Source organism: Dokdonella soli, assembly GCF_039523175.1.
Taxonomy (GTDB): Bacteria; Pseudomonadota; Gammaproteobacteria; order Xanthomonadales; family Rhodanobacteraceae; genus Dokdonella_A; species Dokdonella_A soli.
This window is the reverse complement of record NZ_BAAAEU010000024.1, coordinates 311,862-328,758: the sequence shown is the minus strand read 5'-3', so window position 1 is coordinate 328,758 and position 16,897 is coordinate 311,862. Positions and strand designations below refer to the sequence as shown.

At 65.8% G+C, this 16,897-nt stretch carries 12 protein-coding genes; 4 read left to right on the top strand and 8 right to left on the bottom strand.

Annotation, left to right across the window (positions count from 1 at the left end; translation table 11 throughout):
• Positions 1 to 31 precede the first annotated feature (31 nt).
• From ABD002_RS15425 to trxA, 7 genes are all read right to left on the bottom strand, one after another.
• Positions 32 to 2,335, bottom strand: coding sequence for a bifunctional serine/threonine-protein kinase/formylglycine-generating enzyme family protein (locus ABD002_RS15425; protein ID WP_343792649.1), 2,304 nt, complete (start codon positions 2,333 to 2,335; stop codon positions 32 to 34).
• 226 nt (positions 2,336 to 2,561) lie between these two features.
• On the bottom strand, positions 2,562 to 3,719 hold the full coding sequence (locus tag ABD002_RS15420; RefSeq protein ID WP_343792647.1) for a TIGR03032 family protein: 1,158 nt from the start codon (positions 3,717 to 3,719) through the stop codon (positions 2,562 to 2,564).
• A gap of 57 nt (positions 3,720 to 3,776) precedes the next feature.
• Positions 3,777 to 5,228, bottom strand: a complete 1,452-nt coding sequence (locus ABD002_RS15415; protein WP_343792645.1) for a choice-of-anchor Q domain-containing protein — start codon at positions 5,226 to 5,228, stop codon at positions 3,777 to 3,779.
• Between the two features lie 307 nt (positions 5,229 to 5,535).
• Positions 5,536 to 6,078, bottom strand: a complete 543-nt coding sequence (locus ABD002_RS15410) for a hypothetical protein (RefSeq protein ID WP_343792643.1) — start codon at positions 6,076 to 6,078, stop codon at positions 5,536 to 5,538.
• Positions 6,079 to 6,198: 120 nt separating this feature from the next.
• Positions 6,199 to 7,830 (bottom strand): choice-of-anchor Q domain-containing protein, encoded by a 1,632-nt coding sequence (locus tag ABD002_RS15405; protein ID WP_343792641.1) that lies wholly within the window; start codon positions 7,828 to 7,830, stop codon positions 6,199 to 6,201.
• A gap of 180 nt (positions 7,831 to 8,010) precedes the next feature.
• Positions 8,011 to 8,484, bottom strand: a complete 474-nt coding sequence (locus ABD002_RS15400; protein WP_417323581.1) for a DUF4442 domain-containing protein — start codon at positions 8,482 to 8,484, stop codon at positions 8,011 to 8,013.
• A gap of 14 nt (positions 8,485 to 8,498) precedes the next feature.
• Positions 8,499 to 9,368 carry a thioredoxin gene (gene trxA / locus ABD002_RS15395; protein ID WP_343792637.1) on the bottom strand — a complete coding sequence of 290 codons (870 nt, stop codon included), beginning with the start codon at positions 9,366 to 9,368 and terminating at the stop codon, positions 8,499 to 8,501.
• Positions 9,369 to 9,657: 289 nt separating this feature from the next.
• On the opposite strand from trxA, the gene ABD002_RS15390 reads away from it, so the two are divergent.
• The gene (locus ABD002_RS15390; protein WP_343792635.1) at positions 9,658 to 11,103 is read left to right on the top strand and encodes a S8 family peptidase; all 1,446 of its coding nucleotides are present in this window, start codon (positions 9,658 to 9,660) and stop codon (positions 11,101 to 11,103) included.
• A gap of 225 nt (positions 11,104 to 11,328) precedes the next feature.
• Here the strand turns inward: ABD002_RS15390 and ABD002_RS15385 are convergent, their stop codons facing one another.
• A complete protein-coding gene (locus ABD002_RS15385; RefSeq protein ID WP_343792633.1) occupies positions 11,329 to 12,717 on the bottom strand; it encodes a metal-dependent hydrolase family protein in 1,389 nt (462 codons plus the stop codon).
• A gap of 164 nt (positions 12,718 to 12,881) precedes the next feature.
• Between ABD002_RS15385 and leuS the strand changes: the two genes are divergently transcribed.
• From leuS to ABD002_RS15370, 3 genes are all read left to right on the top strand, one after another.
• A complete protein-coding gene (gene leuS, locus ABD002_RS15380) occupies positions 12,882 to 15,596 on the top strand; it encodes a leucine--tRNA ligase (RefSeq protein WP_343792631.1) in 2,715 nt (904 codons plus the stop codon).
• A gap of 128 nt (positions 15,597 to 15,724) precedes the next feature.
• Positions 15,725 to 16,372 (top strand): glutathione S-transferase family protein, encoded by a 648-nt coding sequence (locus tag ABD002_RS15375; RefSeq protein ID WP_343792629.1) that lies wholly within the window; start codon positions 15,725 to 15,727, stop codon positions 16,370 to 16,372.
• Positions 16,369 to 16,881 (top strand): LPS-assembly lipoprotein LptE, encoded by a 513-nt coding sequence (locus ABD002_RS15370; protein ID WP_343792627.1) that lies wholly within the window; start codon positions 16,369 to 16,371, stop codon positions 16,879 to 16,881. Before ABD002_RS15375 ends, ABD002_RS15370 begins: the two co-directional genes overlap by 4 nt.
• Positions 16,882 to 16,897 lie beyond the last annotated feature (16 nt).

The window sequence follows — 16,897 nt, the reverse complement described above, 5'->3', positions numbered from 1 at the left end:
ATCGTGGTGAGCCGGCATCGAACGCGTGGCATCACCGCGAAGGATCGCCTACCGGCAGCTCGCGCACGAGGCGGAATCCGACGTTCGCATAGCCGATGTCGCCTGCGCTGGTGCCGGTGCGGGTGAGATTGGAGTCGTCGTCGTCGTCGCGCCAGGACAGGCCGCGGAACGTGTGCTCGCTGCAACCCGCGGTGTTGCCGTCGCGCTTCGCGCAACCGTCGATCCACGCGCTGACATTGCCGGCGATGTCGTACAGGCCCGGCGGTGTCGCGGCGAAATGGCCGACCGGTGCGGTGTACTCAAAGCCGTCGTCGCAGTTCGGCTTGCGCGAGCTGTGGTCGATGTTTGCGGCACCGCAGGCGGTGCCGGCGCCGGCGGTCTGCGCGGCCAGCAGCCATTCCTGCGGGCTCGGCAGGCGGTAGCGCGCTCCGGTACGCCGGCTCAGCCAGTGCGCGTAGGCGTTCGCATCGTCCCAGCTGACGCAGACGACCGGATGATCGTCACCTTGTGCGAAGCCGGGAGTGCGCCAGCCGAGGCCGTCGGAGCGCGCGAACAGACGCTGCGATGTGCGGCAGCGCGTGGGCGCGCGTCCGCTGGCCGCGACGAAACGCGCATACGCGCCGCGCGTAACATCGGTAGCGGCGATCGCGAACGCGTGATCGACATGTCCCGCCATTGCGCGCGATGCCGGCATGACGACCATCGAGGGACCGTTCGGATCATGGAATTCGCCGCCCTTGCGCAGCAGTTTCGCGGGCAGTTCGAGATCGTCCTGCACCGCGCGCGCCTGTTTCGGATCGATACGCGCAAGCGCCGGGAGCAGCGGCCGCAGCGGTTCGATCCGGGACGTGTCGAAGGGATCGCGCTTGCGACCGAGCTGCGCCTCGACGGCGCGATGGATCGGTTCGACGAACGCGGTAAACGCTGGCGCGGAGGTGAGCTTCGCGTGCTCGGCGAGATCGGCGCCCCCGGTGACTGCCGTGACCGCTGCCGCAGTGTCGCCATCCGCGATCGCAGCAGCCGCTTGCGTTGCCAGCAGGTCCAGGATATGCCCGATGCCATTGAGCGCATCGCGCTGGCGCGGTTCGGCGGCCAGGATCGCGAGATAGCGCGCCGCCGCGTTGTCGCCCGCCGGCGTGACCAGACGCCCACGTTCGATCAGCTCGGTGGCCTGCCGCAGGCGCTGTTCGCGGGTGATGGTTTTCGGGTCGACAGAGTCCGCCGCGGGCGGAATCGCGTCGCCGGATGCAGCGGCGGCGGCGCTCGCATTCGCGCCTGCATCCGCCGTCGTCACGCCGCCGGCCAGTGCCGGCTCGGAGAGCACGGGCAATGCCATGCCTGCGTCCGTCGGGTCGGGTGTGGCGGTGCGTTCCGGTGTCCGCGGCAGCAGCGCCAGCAGCCCGGCCACGGCCATCAGGATCACGCCCAACAGCGCCATCGCGCGATGCCGGCGCGGAACCGCGACCACGCGTTCGACCAGCGGCATCGACCATCGGGTCAGACCGATCGGTGTCGGCGTGCGCATCCGCCTCTCGACCATGTCGAGCGCCGCCAGCAGTTCCTCGGCGCTCTGGAAGCGCGCGTCGGGATGCTTAGCCAGCGCCTTGTCGATCAGCGGCTGCCAGACGCGCCGCGTGACCGGCAGGCGCGGTACCGGCTGTTCGATGTGCGCCAGCGCGACCGCGAGCGCGTCAGGGCCCTGGAACGGCGTCTCGCCGGTCAGCATCTCGTAGCAGACCACGCCGAGGCCGTAGAGGTCGGCGCGACCATCGATCGGCTGGCCGCGTGCCTGCTCGGGACTCATGTAGCCCGACGATCCGATCGTCGCGCCTTCGCGGGTCATGCGCGGTTCGGTCGAGTTGCTCAGCGCGATGCCGAAATCGGCGAGCAGCGGGCGGTCGAGCTTGTCGAACAGCACGTTCTCGGGTTTCACGTCGCGGTGCACGATACCCTGGTCGTGTGCGCAACCGAGCGCTTCGGCGAGCGAGCGCGTGACCTCGAGCACGCGTTCCGGGCTGTCGCGCAAGTTGCGTCCGGACAGGTCGCCGTTCGGCAGATACGGCATCGTGTAGTAGATCTGGCCGGTCGAGGTGCGGCCGACGTCGAAGATGCTGACGATGTGCGGGTGGTCGAGCCGCGCGATCGTGCGCGCCTCGTGCTCGAAGCGCTGCACCAGGTCGTCGCTGGGCGCGCGTTCGCTGGCCAGCACCTTGACCGCGACCGGTCGCGCCAGCGATTCCTGAGTCGCCAGGTACACGGTGGCCATGCCGCCCAGTCCGAGCCGCCGGATGATCCGGTAGCCGGGAATCTGGAACGGCAGGTTCAGGTAGGTCATGGCATGCACACGACGACTGGGCCGCGATTCTAGCCTGCATTCGCTTTTGCGCTCTCTGACGCGACCGTCAGAATCTGGCGAAACGGCAGCCTAGGGAGCCTCTCTCCGTGTGGGAGAGGGGTGAGGGCCCGCCTCATCCGGCGGTTACTCGCCCTGCGGGCGGCATTCGCCGTGCAAAACGGCAGTCCTGCCGTTTTGTGTCCCGAGGGGAGAAGGGGGAAGCCGTTCAGCGGGTGGAATACGCCGGGGCGGCGTCGGTTTCCGCCGGCACCGCGGGCGGCGTGAACGCGACCTCGCGCAGCGCTTCGTCCGGCAGCGCGTAGGCGCTGGCAAGGTAATCGCCCTCATGAATGATTTCGGGGAACAGCGTGCCCGGCAGCGCCTGCACCGCGAAGATCTCCTGCACGCCGCCGGTGAACTTCAGCAGGCCGATCGTGTTGCCGGTGCCGATGTGTACGGCCCAGACGCCGCTCTGGCGATCGGCGTTCGCCTCGGTGATCTCGATGTCGGTGAACGCGTTGCTCTCGCGCAGCTGCGAGAGGCCGATGAAGGCGACCGGGCCGATGAAGTCGAGACCGCGCGCGAAGCCGGGCACGCTCGCGATGTCCTTCTTCTCGCCGGTCTTCGGATCGATCGTCACCAGCTTGCCGCGGCCGGATTCGAGCACCCAGAGGCGGCCGTCGTACCAGCGCGGCGAGTGCGGCATCGACAGCCCGCGCACGATGACCTTGTCGGTCGCCATGTCGATCAGCAGGCCGCCGTCGCGCTTGTTCCTGCGCCAGCCCTGCGGGTCGTTCGTCTCGCCGAGCGAGGTCAGGTAGCGTGGGCGGCCGTCGCGCATCGCCAAGCCGTTCAGGTGGCAGCGGTCCTCCGGCGCATAGTGGCTGACGAACCGCGGACGCCAGCGCGGCACGAAACTCGATTTCGCGTCCAGCGTGCACAGGCACGAAAACAGCGTATTCACGAACCACAGGTCGCCGTGCTTGTCCCAGGCCATCTCGTGGATGTCGATCGCGCCGGTGATGTGCACGCGCCGCGCGAGGAAGACCGCGTCGTGGCGCGGCGGATCCTGCAGGCGCTTGGCGAGCGCCGGCATGTTGCGGAACTCGGCGATCTCGATCGCGGTGCCGAGCGCCATGCGTTCGCCGTCGGCGGCCATGCCCATCGGCCGGTTGAACGTGCGGAAATGCGTGTTGATGCTGGCGCCGTCCGGACGCAGGATCACCAGCTTGCCAGCCTGGTAGGTGCTGACCACGAGGCAGCTGCCGAGCTGGCGCAACAGGTCCGGGAAATTCGTCGTGTGGACGCTGCCGAGCACCTGCTCGACAGCGGGTTCGGCAACTTTCGGTTCGGCGTTCTCGGTCTCGGGCGCGGTGTCGTTCATGCGGGCATTGTGGCGCAACGCAGGCATGTTGCAAGACGGCTGATCGCGGCGCTTGTGCTACGGCGGCAGAGCCGGGCAGCCATCGAAGCCGTTGTCGAAGACCATGTCGGCTTGCTGCACCTCGTAGGCGCCGATGTCGGCCACGCTGCCGGAGATACGCGGATATCCCGGGCCGCGTTGGTCATCGGCGAAGTTCAGTCCATTGGCACCTTCGTCGATGCCGCGGCTGCCGCTCAGCAAGGCGTGCGTCGAGGTCGGCCCGCCGTTGAAGCGCAGTGGCCCGAGTCGCGGGCAGACGCCGCTGATGGTTCCGGCAGGCAGGGGCACACCCGAGTAGACACCGCCGATCAGGTTGTTGGTGCTGCTGTTGCTGAATGGTCCAAGGTAACTGACGAAGCCGAAATCATTTTCAGGGCTTGAAGTGCTGGCCGTGGTGTTATTCGCGATGATGTTGCTCTGCAGAGTCAGGGGCAGCGGGTTGCCCGAAAACTGGTTGATCACGAGGCCAGCGGACGGCGGAATCGTGCTCGTGTTGCTGGTGGTGTTGAACGCGATGGTGCTGTTCGTCACGACCGTGGCAACGTTGTTGGCGAGCACGCCACTGGCGAAATGTGCCGCCGAATTGCCGGAAACGGTGCTGCTCAGCAGAGAAAACGATGGCGGTGTGGGACCGCCCGTGTTCACGGAGATGCCGCCCGCGTCGCCGTTGCTGGTGTTGCCGGAAATCGTCGAGTTGCTGATGACGCCGCCGGTCCGCAGGCGCAGACCACCACCGTTCGAATTGACAGTGTTGGCCGCCGTGACGTGATTGTGCGCGATCGTGCTGTCCTGGGCGAGGAACTGGTTACCTACGGTGGCGGCGGTATATGCGCCGCCGCCCGCGGCGGAACCACCGCTGGACGCATCCGCGCTGTTGTCGTGCACCGAACTGGCGTTGAGGGTGAGTTTTTGCTGAGTGAAGATGCCGCCGCCTTGCGCCACGGCAACTCCAGCCGTCGTCCTCGCTGTGCACGAATACACGCTGGCGTGACTCAGGGCGACACTGCCTTTGCTGTACAGGCAGCCACCTCTGGCAGCACTTGACGAAGAATACGTGCCAGAACTCAAGGCCACGCCGTTGATGTAGAGCGTGCCGGTGCCCTGATGATTGATCACGCGACTGTTCACTATCGCAGCGTCGATATCGAGTTTGTCGACGCCGGGGCCGTTGAGTGTCAGCGTTGCCTGGTTGGCAACCAGCGCGCCGGTCAGCAAGGAGATCCTGCTGCACTGCAACGCTGGGAGACCGATCATATCGATCGTGTCGCCGCTGAAGGCGTGGTTGATCGCATAGCGCAGATCGCCCGAGGTCAGGCCAGTGGAGACCCCGGCATCCCCGCACGTGTCCACCGTCCATGTGGTCGCAGCCCAGGCCGAGGGCGTTGACAGTGCGAAAGCGGCGATCACGCACGCGGCCAAAGGTTTGTGGCGCGAGATATGGAGCAGCAAGGATGCCATTGGCTTGGACATTACGACCCCCTGGGTGACGTAGTTTCGATGCGGTCGGGCTTCGACGCGCCACGTTCCCCTCTGCGCCCCAAGGTTCGATTTTTATCGCGCAGCTTCCACGTGGCTTTGGTTGCCGAGCGGTCAACGAGCGCCATCACGCGGGCTCATTCTTGCGGACCTACCTTGCTGGAACCTTGCAAAAAATTTAGGTCCGTCATGGGGGCAGGACAGATATCGACGCCGGTTTCGGTCGTGCCTATGTAGGCTCGCGGATAGACGGTGCGGGCATGTCGTGAACCGCAGCGTGGTTGGGACGCTGTCGGCGGCGTCAGCCCTTCGGCGGCGGCTTCAGGCGCGCACCCTTGAAGTACAGGGCGCGCAGGTCGAGGCCGCGGTCGCTGCGCCCGATATAGACGAAGCGCGGACTGAACCAGGTCGCCATGCGGCCTCGTTCGCGGAAGCGGTCGTTCTCGAGTTCGAGCAGCACGCCGATGCACGGGAAGTCGTGCGCACGCGCGTGGTCCTCGAGCAACACGCAGGAGCGCTTCAGCAGCGACATCACGAGCGGACTCGAACGCCATCGTGCACCGATGAAGGTGCGCCAGTAATACATCGGCTGGCCGAGGCGCGGCAATGTCATCGGTATCGCGGTGCAGACGCCGGCGACCTCGCCGGCTTTCGTGCGCGCATGCATCACGACCTGGGTGAGGCGCTGGTCCATCGATGCGTCATCGGTCAGTGCACCTTCGCGGCGCCAGAAAGCGCGGATCGCCGCCGCGTCTTCCGCCGCGTTGGCGGGCCAGCCGATGACAAAGCGGAAACCATGTTCGGCCGCGGTGTCTTCAGGAGAGGGCGAGGCGTCGTTGTTCATGATCAATCGCGATGCTTCCTGCGGGAGGGCGGATGGGTGCACTGCCCGGACATCTTGCCGCAACGTCGGCGCGGGTGCAGCCGCCGCCTCGATGGCGGCGGCTGCACAGGTCATGCGGGGTCAGTCGAACCCGTTCGCGAAAATGAGATCGTTCAGATCGAACTCGAACGCTCCGATGTCGGGGGCGGCGCCTATCACGCGCGGATGGCCGGTGCCGCGCTGGTCGAATTGCGCGCCGGTGAGGTTGTTGCCGGCATTGATCGCGGGACTGTGCGGCGACAAGGCATGTGTCCAGCCGAGGCCGCCGTTGGACGACAGCGGTGCCAGCCGTGGATCCGTGCGAAGGATCGTGCCGGGTGGAGTCAGGAGCGCGGGCCAGACGATCAGGTTGTTCGCGCCGGTCAAGGATGCGCCGGGACTGCCGTTGATGTCGTCGGGGTGCGGAAAGCTGCCCTCGTACGACGCGTTGCTGGCGATGATCGTGCTTTCGAGATCGACCGCCACCGCACCGTTGACCTGCACGCCCGCACCGTAGGTGTTCGGGCTCGTTGAATGCACGGAGTTGAAGGCGATCGTGCTGTTCTGGATCTGGGTCGCGTTGGTTCCGATGCGGATGCCGCCGACCTGGCTTGCGCCGCCGACCGCGCTGGTCGCGGTGTTGTCGGAAATCGTGTCGTTGACCAGGGTCCACGGGCCGCTGACGTTGGCGCCCCGGACCAGTTCGAGTCCGCCAGCGAATCGCGCCTGATTGCCCGATATCGTCGTGTTCTTGATGGTGACGTTGCCGGTGGTGTACAGGCCGCCGCCGATACTCGACGCGTTGTTGGCATCCGATATCGCGGTGTTGTAATGGATCGTACTGTAGCTCGCCAGCGTGACGCCACCGGGTGTGTGACCGCTGCCGACGCTGCCGACTTGAGCTCCGCCGCCTTGGGCGAAGCCGACCGTCGAGTGCGCGGTATTTCCGCTGATCGAACTATCGATGACGGCAAGGGAACCCTGCGTGTACACACCGCCGCCATAGGCGAAGCTGCCGGTGGAGGTGGCGCTGTTTTCCGAAACGATGCTGCTGATCAAGGTGACGCCGGTCTTGGCGTAGATCGCGCCGCCCCTGACACCGCTGGTGGTGCTCGAACTTGACGCGCTGCAGCGAGTGATCCATGCATGATCGACGACGACGGTGCCGGCCGACTGGATGCACGCGCCGGCGGGGTTGCCGGGCTGGCCGTTGGCAACGTACTTCCTGCCGTTGAGGATTTCCAGATCGTTGATGCGCAGCGTTCCGCTGCCGTTGTGCTGCAGCGGCCGGTAGTGGTTGCCGCCATCGATCGCCAGCGCGAGCATGCCCGGGCCTTGCAAGGTCAGGTCGCCGGTCGAGGTGGTGATGCCGCCGGTGGTCAGCGTGATCGTGCTGCAGCCGGTCTGGGTCAGGTCGATGGTGCCGCCGCTGACCGAGTCCGCAACCGCCTGGCGCAAGCTGCCGGGGCCGTTGTCGTTGCAGTTGCTGACCACGATCGCAGTGGCGGGCATCGCGGGGGTGCGCGCAAGGCTTTGTACCTGCGCGATCAGGGTCGCGGTGGACCATCCGGCCGCGTCTCCGGCCGGGATCGACGATTCGCTGGTGAGCGGGACTTGAGCCTTTGCGCAGGCGGGTGACAGCCCATTCAATCCGACCGCCAGGGCCAGCGCGAGACAGCCCGGCAACAACTTGACGCGCGGAAGACGCGCCGGCGTTCCGTCGATACATATCATTGCGATTCCCCATGTGTGAACAGCGATGGTGGGCCGCCGACGTTGGACGCGGCCCGCGCTCCAAAGCGAACAGGCTACGCGCCTGCGCGGATGCGGACTGTCGATGCAGCCGCTGCGCCTGGCGTGCAGGGTTCCGTCTGCAACCGTGAATTGGTTGGCATCGGGCGGGTGCGCGCGGAATCAGGAAGCGATGTCAGCCACGCTCGAAGCGTTCTTCCGGCGCACATAGAGCTGCTTGCGCACCCTTGCGATCAGCTCGCCGGAGGCGGTTTTGACCTCGGCATGGCACCAGTACAGGTATTTACCGCCACCCGCGGTGGCTGCGAGAATCTCATCGAGCATCGCGTCGGTGACATCGATCTCGGCGAACACATCCTCCCGACCGGGCGCGACGAATTCGATCTCGCCAGCCTTGTCCCATACGATGTAGTCGCGGCCGAGGCAGCGCAGCGTCAGGATCATCCAGAACGGATCGGTCATCGCAAACAGGCTGCCGCCGAAATGCGTGCCGACGTAGTTGCGGTTGTACCAGTGCCGGCGCAGGACGACCCGCGCGCGGCGCCAGTCCCCGGCGATGTCCAGCACGCGGATGCCGGCGAACAGGAACGGCGGCCAGACATTCAATACGCGTCGCAGCGTCCGCGCGGTCGGCATGCGCATCGGCGGGCTCAGAACAGCAACGAGGACATCTTGCGCCGATAGGTGCCGACGAGGTCGGCATCGTCGAGCACGCTGAACGCGGCGATCAGGCGTTTCTTCGCCTGGCCGTCGTTCCAGCTGCGGTCGGCCTTCAGCACCGCGAGGAACTGTTCCAGACCGCCGATCGAATCGCCCTGCATCAACAGGCGCACGCCGAGCAGGTCGCGCGCCTCGAGGTCGGCCGCGTTCCGCTCTATGCGCGCGATCAGTTCGGGTGCGGGCGGCGCATCCTTGGCCAAGCGCGCGAATTCGAGCTGGCCGCGCAGGCGGCGCGCGCGATCGTCGCTTTCGAGATTCGCTGGCAGCGTATCCAGTTCGGCCTGCGCAGCGGCCGCGTTTCCGGCCTGCATCTGCGCGAGGGCGAGATCGAGTTTCAGTTCCGGTTTGTCCGGCTGCGCCGCGATCGCCTGCTGGATGCGCGCGATCGCCTGTTCCGGCGTCTCGTTCGCGGCCGGTGCGGAGACGACTTCCTCGTCGGGCGCCGCCCCGGGTTGCACGTGGCGCGACAGGAATTCGCGGATGCCGCTCTCCGGCAGCGCACCGGTGAACGCATCGACGAGCTGGCCCTCGCGGATCAGCACCACGGTCGGCAGGCTGCGCACGCCGAACGAGGCGGCCAGTGCCTGTTCCTTGTCGCAATCGATCTTGGCGAGCTTCACCGCGCCGTTGTATTCGCCGACGACCTTCTCAAGCAGCGGCCCGAGCGTCTTGCACGGCGCGCACCAGGTCGCCCACAGGTCGACCAGTACCGGCTGGACGAACGAGGCGTCGAGCACGTCCGCCTGGAAGTTCGCTTCGGTGGCGTCAAACACGTGGGCGGAGGGTGGGGCGAGCGACATGGCGGACTCCGGAATAGGGTCGGCCGGAGATTGTGCCAGTCCTGCGCGAACGCAAGGCACACGATCGAGGGTGCGATGTGTCGTCTTTGTCGCTCCGGCGAACCGGCATGGGTCTGCAGCGCGATCGGCGAGAGAGGCTCAGGATTGCCTGATAAAGGCGGGGTGCGCCTACCACACTCTTTGTATATCTGTCAATAAGGGAGGTGTAGAATGCATCTGCCGCGCGGCAGGAAGCTCGTCAGCGCGATGAGCGACGACGCTCCCAACCAGAATGCAGTCGAGGTCAGCCATGGCATCGTCTCGCAGACTAATCGCCTTTTCAGGCCTGACTTTCGTCGCGTGTTTGTCGATCGGCTCCTTCCCGGCATCCGCCGACGTTGCCGTGCGCGGCGACTTGCTCCCTCACGAAAGCGAGCTGCTTGCCCGGGCAGCCGACCTAGGCGGCACGCGCGTGCTCGTGACGCTGGACACGCCCGTGGACACCACGGCGACCCTTGTTCCGCTCACCGAGAGCGGGCGCCGCGACATCATCGCAGCGAGTGAATCCGGATTTGCCTCGAAACTGGCCGGATTCAATGCGCAAATCATCCGCGCCTACGATGCGTTTCCCATCCTGCTCGTCCATGTGGACGCACCGGCCCTGCAGCACATTCTCGATCTCACCGAGATCCGGGGCATCCAGGAAGACCACGTGCTTCAACCGCTCGACAACGCCACGAACGCCGTCATACACGCCACCACGGCCTGGGCCGCGGGTGAAAGAGGGGCGGGACAGGTCGTCGCCGTGCTCGATACCGGCATGCAGGCCAGCCACCCCTTTCTTACGACGGACGGAACCGCTTCACGGGTGATCACTTCGCTTTCGGGCTGCTTCTCGGGTAACGGCAGTGGCACAGTTCCGCCGCTCTACAGCTTCTGTCCCGGCGATGTTGCCAGCCACACGGGAAACGCCAACGACGGCGAGCCCTGCTACAACTACCCGGGCTATTCCGGATGCGAACACGGCACTCACATCGCAGGGATCGCCGCCGGCAATGGCTTTTATCCGAGTGGAAACAGCCAGGGCGGTGTAGCGCCGATGGCCAATCTCATGTCCGTCGACGTGTACACGTGCTACTGGAATGGGAGCACCTGTCTTGTCGTCGCGTACGACTCTGATGTGATCGCCGGGTTGAATTGGGTGCACCACGAATGGGTCTACACCCCATATTTCATTTCATCGGTAGTCATCAGCGCAGGGCAGACCGGAGCCGACTACACCACGTATTGCGATACCTTGGCGAGCGCCTACAAGACCGCGATCGATACGTTGCGCAACAGCGATGCCATACCGACCGTGATTGCATCAGGCAATGATGGGTTTGTGGACGGCGTCGACTATCCCGCCTGCGTATCCTCAGCGTTCAGCGTGGCGGCGACCGACAATTCCGACGTGGTCGCCTCCTTCAGCAATTCGGCCAGTTTCTTGAGCCTCTATGCGCCCGGCGTCAGCGTGTATTCGTCGATACCGACGAGCACGTATGCGTATTTGAGCGGTAGCTCGATGGCGGCGGCGCAGGTCGGCGGCGCATTGGCACTCATCCAGTCGAACGAAGGCCACCAATATTCCGTAAGCAAGCTCCTCACGATCCTGCAAAAAGCCGGCAAGCCGATCACAGCCCGCGGATACACCGTGTCGCGAATCGACATCGGCGCGGGGTTCGACGTCATCTTCATAGACGGTTTTGACGGCTGATTCGCGCGGCGCTGGCTAGTCGCAGACGGCCTCGCGTCGGCGCCGAACGCAGGACTGAAACCCTGGCCAGGGTGTGCTTTCTCAGCGCTTCTGCGCCTTGCGCGGCCGGCCGATCTTCGCCGTTGAAACCGGGCTTGGAAACCGCGGCCGAAACCGTCACAGCGACCGCCAGCACGAACGAAACCCTCGGCCGCGCGCGCAACCGCGCGGCCTCGGCGCCGACACTCAGTACCCGGACAACTCCTCGCCCTGCGCGACCGAGGGCGTTTCCATCGCCTGCGCGAGCGGCGTGGTTTCGCGACCGTCCTGCTTGTAGACCACGCCTTCCTTCATCACGAAGCCGACCTTCTGCATCAGCTTGATGTCGTCCAGCGGATTGCCGGCGACCGCGATCACGTCGGCGAACTTGCCGGGTTCGACGCTGCCGAGGTCCTTCGCCTTCTTCAGCAGTTCCGCCGCGTGCGTGGTCGCGGCTTGCAGCACGAACATCGGCGGCATGCCGGCGTCGACCATGTAGACGAATTCCTTCGCGTTCTGGCCGTGTGGGTACACCGCGGCGTCGGTGCCGAACGCGATCTTGACGCCGGCCTTGTACGCATTGCCGGCGGTCTGCTGGATGATCGGGCCGACCTGTTTTGCCTTCGCGGCAACCTGTGCCGGGTAGTAGCCCGGCTTCTCGGCCATCTCGGCGACGTACTTGCCAGCGATGATGGTCGGCACGTACCAGGTGCCGTGTTCCTTCATCAGCTTCATGTCGGCATCGTCCATGAAGGTGCCGTGCTCGATCGAGTCGACGCCGCCGATCACTGCGCGACGGATCCCTTCGGCGCCGTGCGCGTGCGCGGCAACCGTGAAACCGTAGTCGTGTGCGGCGGCGACCACCGCCTTGATCTCGTCGATCGTCATCTGCGCGTTGTCGACGCTGCTGCTCTCGTCGAGCACGCCGCCGGACGGCATGATCTTGATCAGGTCGGCGCCTTCCTTGTAGTGCTGTCGCACCGCTTTCCAGGCATCGTCGGCGCCGTTGATGATGCCGTCCTTCGCGTGCTGATCGCCTTGCAGGTCGGCGCGATAGCCGTCCGTGCCGTCGGCATGGCCGCCGGTCGAGCCGATCGCTCCGCCGGCGGTGAAGATGCGCGGGCCCGGCACGATGCCGGCATTGATTGCGTTGCGCAGCGAGATCGAGGCATTGGCCCCGTCGCCGAGGTTGCGCACGGTGGTGAAGCCGGCCTCGAGCGTGCGCTTTGCGTAGACGGTCGAGCGGATCGCGTAGTCGGCGACATTCCAGCGAAACTGGTCGGTGTAGCCGGTCGGGCTCGTCTCGAAAGTGAGGTGCGCATGGCTGTCGATCAGGCCGGGCAGGCAGGTCGCATTGCCGAGGTCGATGGCCTGCGCGCCGGGTACGTCGATCCGCCCCGGTTTGACTTCCTTGATGCGCTTGCCCTCGGCGATGATCGTCGTTTCGCCAAGCAGCTTGCCGGCCGCGGTATCGACGAGATGGCCGCAATGCAAGGCGACCGGCGCGGGTGTGGCGGCTGACGCGGCGGGTTCGGCGGCGATCGATGCGGAATGCGCGAACGCAATCGCGACAGCTGTGGCGAGCAACGATTTCATGGAGTACCTCGGGCGGACAGGACACGCCATCTTAGCGGTGCCGAAGCGCCGGACAGGTGCCATTCGGCAGGGGTCCGGGTTGGCGCGGATTGCGCGCTGCGCTAGGCTGCTGTATCTCCCGGAATCATGGAAAGCGCCCGTATCTCGGCGCGCGATGGACCCCGATGCAAGAAAACTACGAGCCGCAGGCCATCGAAGCCGCCGCGCAAACCTTCTGGAATGCGGCACGCGCCTTTGTCGTCGACGAGAAATCGCCGAAGCCGAAATTCTTCTGCCTGTCGATGCTGCCGTATCCGTCCGGTGCGCTGCACATGGGCCATGTGCGCAACTACACGATCGGCGACGTGATCAGCCGTTACCAGCGCATGCAGGGCAGGAATGTCCTGCAGCCGATGGCCTGGGACGCGTTCGGCCTGCCCGCAGAGAACGCCGCGATCAAGAACAATACCGCGCCGGCCAAGTGGACGTACGCGAACATCGAGCACATGCGCGCGCAGCTGGCGACGCTCGGCTATGCGATCGACTGGTCGCGCGAGTTCGCGACCTGCAAGCCCGACTACTACGTGCACGAGCAGCGCATGTTCGTGCGCCTGTTCAAGAAGGGGCTCGCCTACCGCAAGCAGTCGGTGGTGAACTGGGATCCGGTCGACCAGACCGTGCTCGCCAACGAACAGGTCATCGATGGCCGTGGCTGGCGCACCGGCGCGGTGGTCGAGAAGCGCGAGATTCCTCAGTGGTTCCTGAAGATCACCGCGTATGCGGAGGAATTGCTGCACGGCCTTGACCGGATGCCGGGCTGGCCGGATGCGGTCAAGACCATGCAGCGCAACTGGATCGGGCGCTCGGAAGGCCTCGAGATCCAGTTCAGGGTCGAGGGCGAGAGCGAGCCGCTGACCGTGTTCACGACGCGTCCGGACACCTTGATGGGCGTGACCTATCTCGCCGTCGCCGCCGAACACCCGCTTGCGCTGAAGGCCGCGAAGAGCAAGCCGATCGTTGCCGAGTTCATCGAGGAGTGCCGCCACGGCGGCACCGCCGAAGCGGACATCGAAACCGCGGAAAAGAAGGGCATCGACACCGGCCTGACCGCGATCCACCCGGTCACCGGCGAAACCGTTCCGATCTGGATCGCGAACTTCGTGCTGATGGGCTATGGCACCGGCGCGGTGATGGCGGTGCCCGGCCACGACCAGCGCGACTGGGAATTCGCGACCAAGTACGACCTGCTGATCAAGATGGTCATCGTCAGCGACCCGGTGCGTGACGCGATCCGCGAGCTTGGCCGCGACGCGGTGCGCAATCCGGACGCGATGAGCGCCGCGCTCGGCGAGACTCGCGCGATCGACCCCTACGAGGCGCCGGCTGCGGTCGGCGTGGTCGAGGCGTTCGAGCGCGACATCATCGGGAAGGGCGCGTACACCGAATACGGCACGCTGGTGAACTCCGGCGAGTACGACGGGCTCGATTATCGCGGTGCGTTCGACGCGCTCGCCGCGCGCTTCGAGAAACAGGGCAGCGGCGCGCGCCGCGTGAATTTCCGCCTGCGCGACTGGGGCGTCTCGCGTCAGCGCTACTGGGGCTGCCCGATTCCGATCATCTACTGCGCGAAGTGCGGCGCGGTGCCGGTGCCGGAGGATCAGCTGCCGGTGGTGCTGCCGGAGGACGTCGCGTTCACCGGCGTCAAGTCGCCGATCAAGGCCGATCCCGAGTGGCGCAAGACCACCTGCCCGCAATGCGGCGGCGCGGCCGAGCGCGAGACCGACACCTTCGATACCTTCATGGAGTCGAGCTGGTACTACGCGCGCTACACCTCGCCGGGCGCGAAGGACATGGTCGACGGCCGCGCGAACCACTGGCTGCCGGTCGACCAGTACATCGGTGGCATCGAGCACGCGATCCTGCATCTGCTGTACTTCCGCTTCTTCCACAAGCTGCTGCGCGACGAAGGCCTCGTACACTCGGACGAACCGGCGACGAATCTGCTGTGCCAGGGCATGGTCATCGCCGAGACGTTCTATCGCGACCAGACTGATGGCTCGAAGGACTGGATCAATCCGGCCGAAGTCGAGATACAGCGCGACGAGAAAGCACGCGTGGTCGGTGCGGTGCTGAAGGCGGACGGCCAGCCGGTGCGGATCGGCGGCACCGAGAAGATGTCGAAGTCGAAGAACAACGGCGTCGACCCGCAGTCGATGGTCGGCAAGTACGGCGCCGACACGGTGCGCCTGTTCTCGATGTTCGCCGCACCGCCGGACCAGTCGCTGGAGTGGAACGAGGCCGGCGTCGAGGGCATGGCGCGTTTCCTGCGTCGGTTCTGGCGCGAGGTGACCACGCACGCGGGCAATCCCGATCATCCAGAAGTGAATGCGGCAGCGCTGAACGCCGCGCAGAAGACGCTGCGCCGGCAGGTCCATGAGACGATCCAGAAGGTTTCCGACGACATAGGTCGCCGCCTGTCGTTCAACACTGCGATCGCGGCGTTGATGGAGCTGCTGAACGCGGTCGGCAAGTTCGATGACCAGAGCGATCAGGGCCGCGCGGTGCGCCACGAGGCACTGGAGGCGATGGTATTGCTGCTGAATCCGGTCACGCCGCACATCAGCCACGCCCTCTGGCAGGTGCTTGGCCATGGCGAGACGCTGATCGAGGATCAGCCGTGGCCGAAGGCCGACGCGAGTGCTCTCACCAGGGACGCGGTCACGCTCGCGGTCCAGGTCAACGGAAAGCTGCGCAGCACGATCGAGGTCGCGGTGTCCGCAGGCAAGGACGAGATCGAGAAGCACGCGCTGGCCGAGCCGAGGGTCGTCGAGTTCATCGCCGGCGCGACACCGAAGAAGATCATCGTCGTGCCGGGCAAGATCGTGAATATCGTCGTCTGACCGAACCCTTTTTCAGCTTGTCATTCCCGCGAAGGCGGGAATCCATTTTGATTTTTCCCTCGCCTCACCAGTGCAAGGCAAATGGATTCCCGCTTTCGCGGGAATGACGTCGATGGTGCTGGCATGCCGTGACCACTCCGATCCTCTACTGCAACCACGAATCCGGCCACAGCTACAAGGTCGCGCTCGCGCTCGCCTTGATGGGCGTCCCGTTCGAGCAGCGCACCGTTGATCTCAACCTGGCGCGCGAGCAGCGCAGTGAAGATTTCCGCCACGCCTCGTTGTTTGGCGAAGTGCCGACCCTGATCGACGAGGACGGCCTCGCGATCTGTCAGTCGAATGCGATCCTCGACCATCTCGCGCGCCGCCACCGCAAGCTCGACGGCGCCACGCCGGCCGCGCAGACGCGCGTGCGCGAGTGGCTCGCATGGGAGGCGAACCGGCTCGCGATGAGTTTCCCGCACCTGCGCTACTCGCGCCGCTTCACCCAGGCCGATCCGGTGCTCGAAACCTGGTGGACCCAGCGCATGCACGCCGACTTCGACCGCCTCGATCTCGCATTGCGCGATCGAGCGTTCCTGCTTGGCGACATGCCCACCATCGCCGACGTGTCGTGCTGCGGCTACCTGTTCTGGACCGATCAGGCCGATGTCGATCTCGCGCCGTGGCCGGCGATCGTCGGCTGGCTCGACCGCCTGCGCTCGCTGCCGGGCTGGCAGGCACCGTATGATCTGCTCATCGCGAGCAACCCGATCCGCTCCGGAACCCGCACATGACCTTGCGCCGCTCCTCGTTCATCTTCCTGCCCGCCGTCCTCGCCACGCTGCTTGCCGGCTGCGGTTTTCACCTGCGCAAGGAGGCTGATCTGCCGACGAGCATGCAGCGCATGCACATCGAGATCGCCGATCCGTCGAGCCAGCTCGCGAAAGATCTCGCCAAGGCGCTGCCGCGCTCGGGCGCACAGGTCGTCGACACGGTCGAGGCGGGTACCGCGGTCATGAAGATCAGCGCGAACCGGTTCTCGACCGACGTGCTGTCGGTCGGCGGCACCGCACGCGCGAACGAGTATTCGCTGCGCTATCACGTCGAGTTCGAGGTGCAGGATGCGGCAGGCACCGCGATCGTGCCGGCGCAGACCGTCGAGCTGTCGCGCGAGTTCACGTTCGATGCGAGCCAGGCGCTCGGCGTCGCCGCCGAAACCGACCTGCTCACGAAGGAACTCCAGCGCGACATGGTGCAGACGATCCTGCGCCGCCTCGAGGCACTCGCGCACACCGGTCAGTGATCAGCGTACCGGCGCG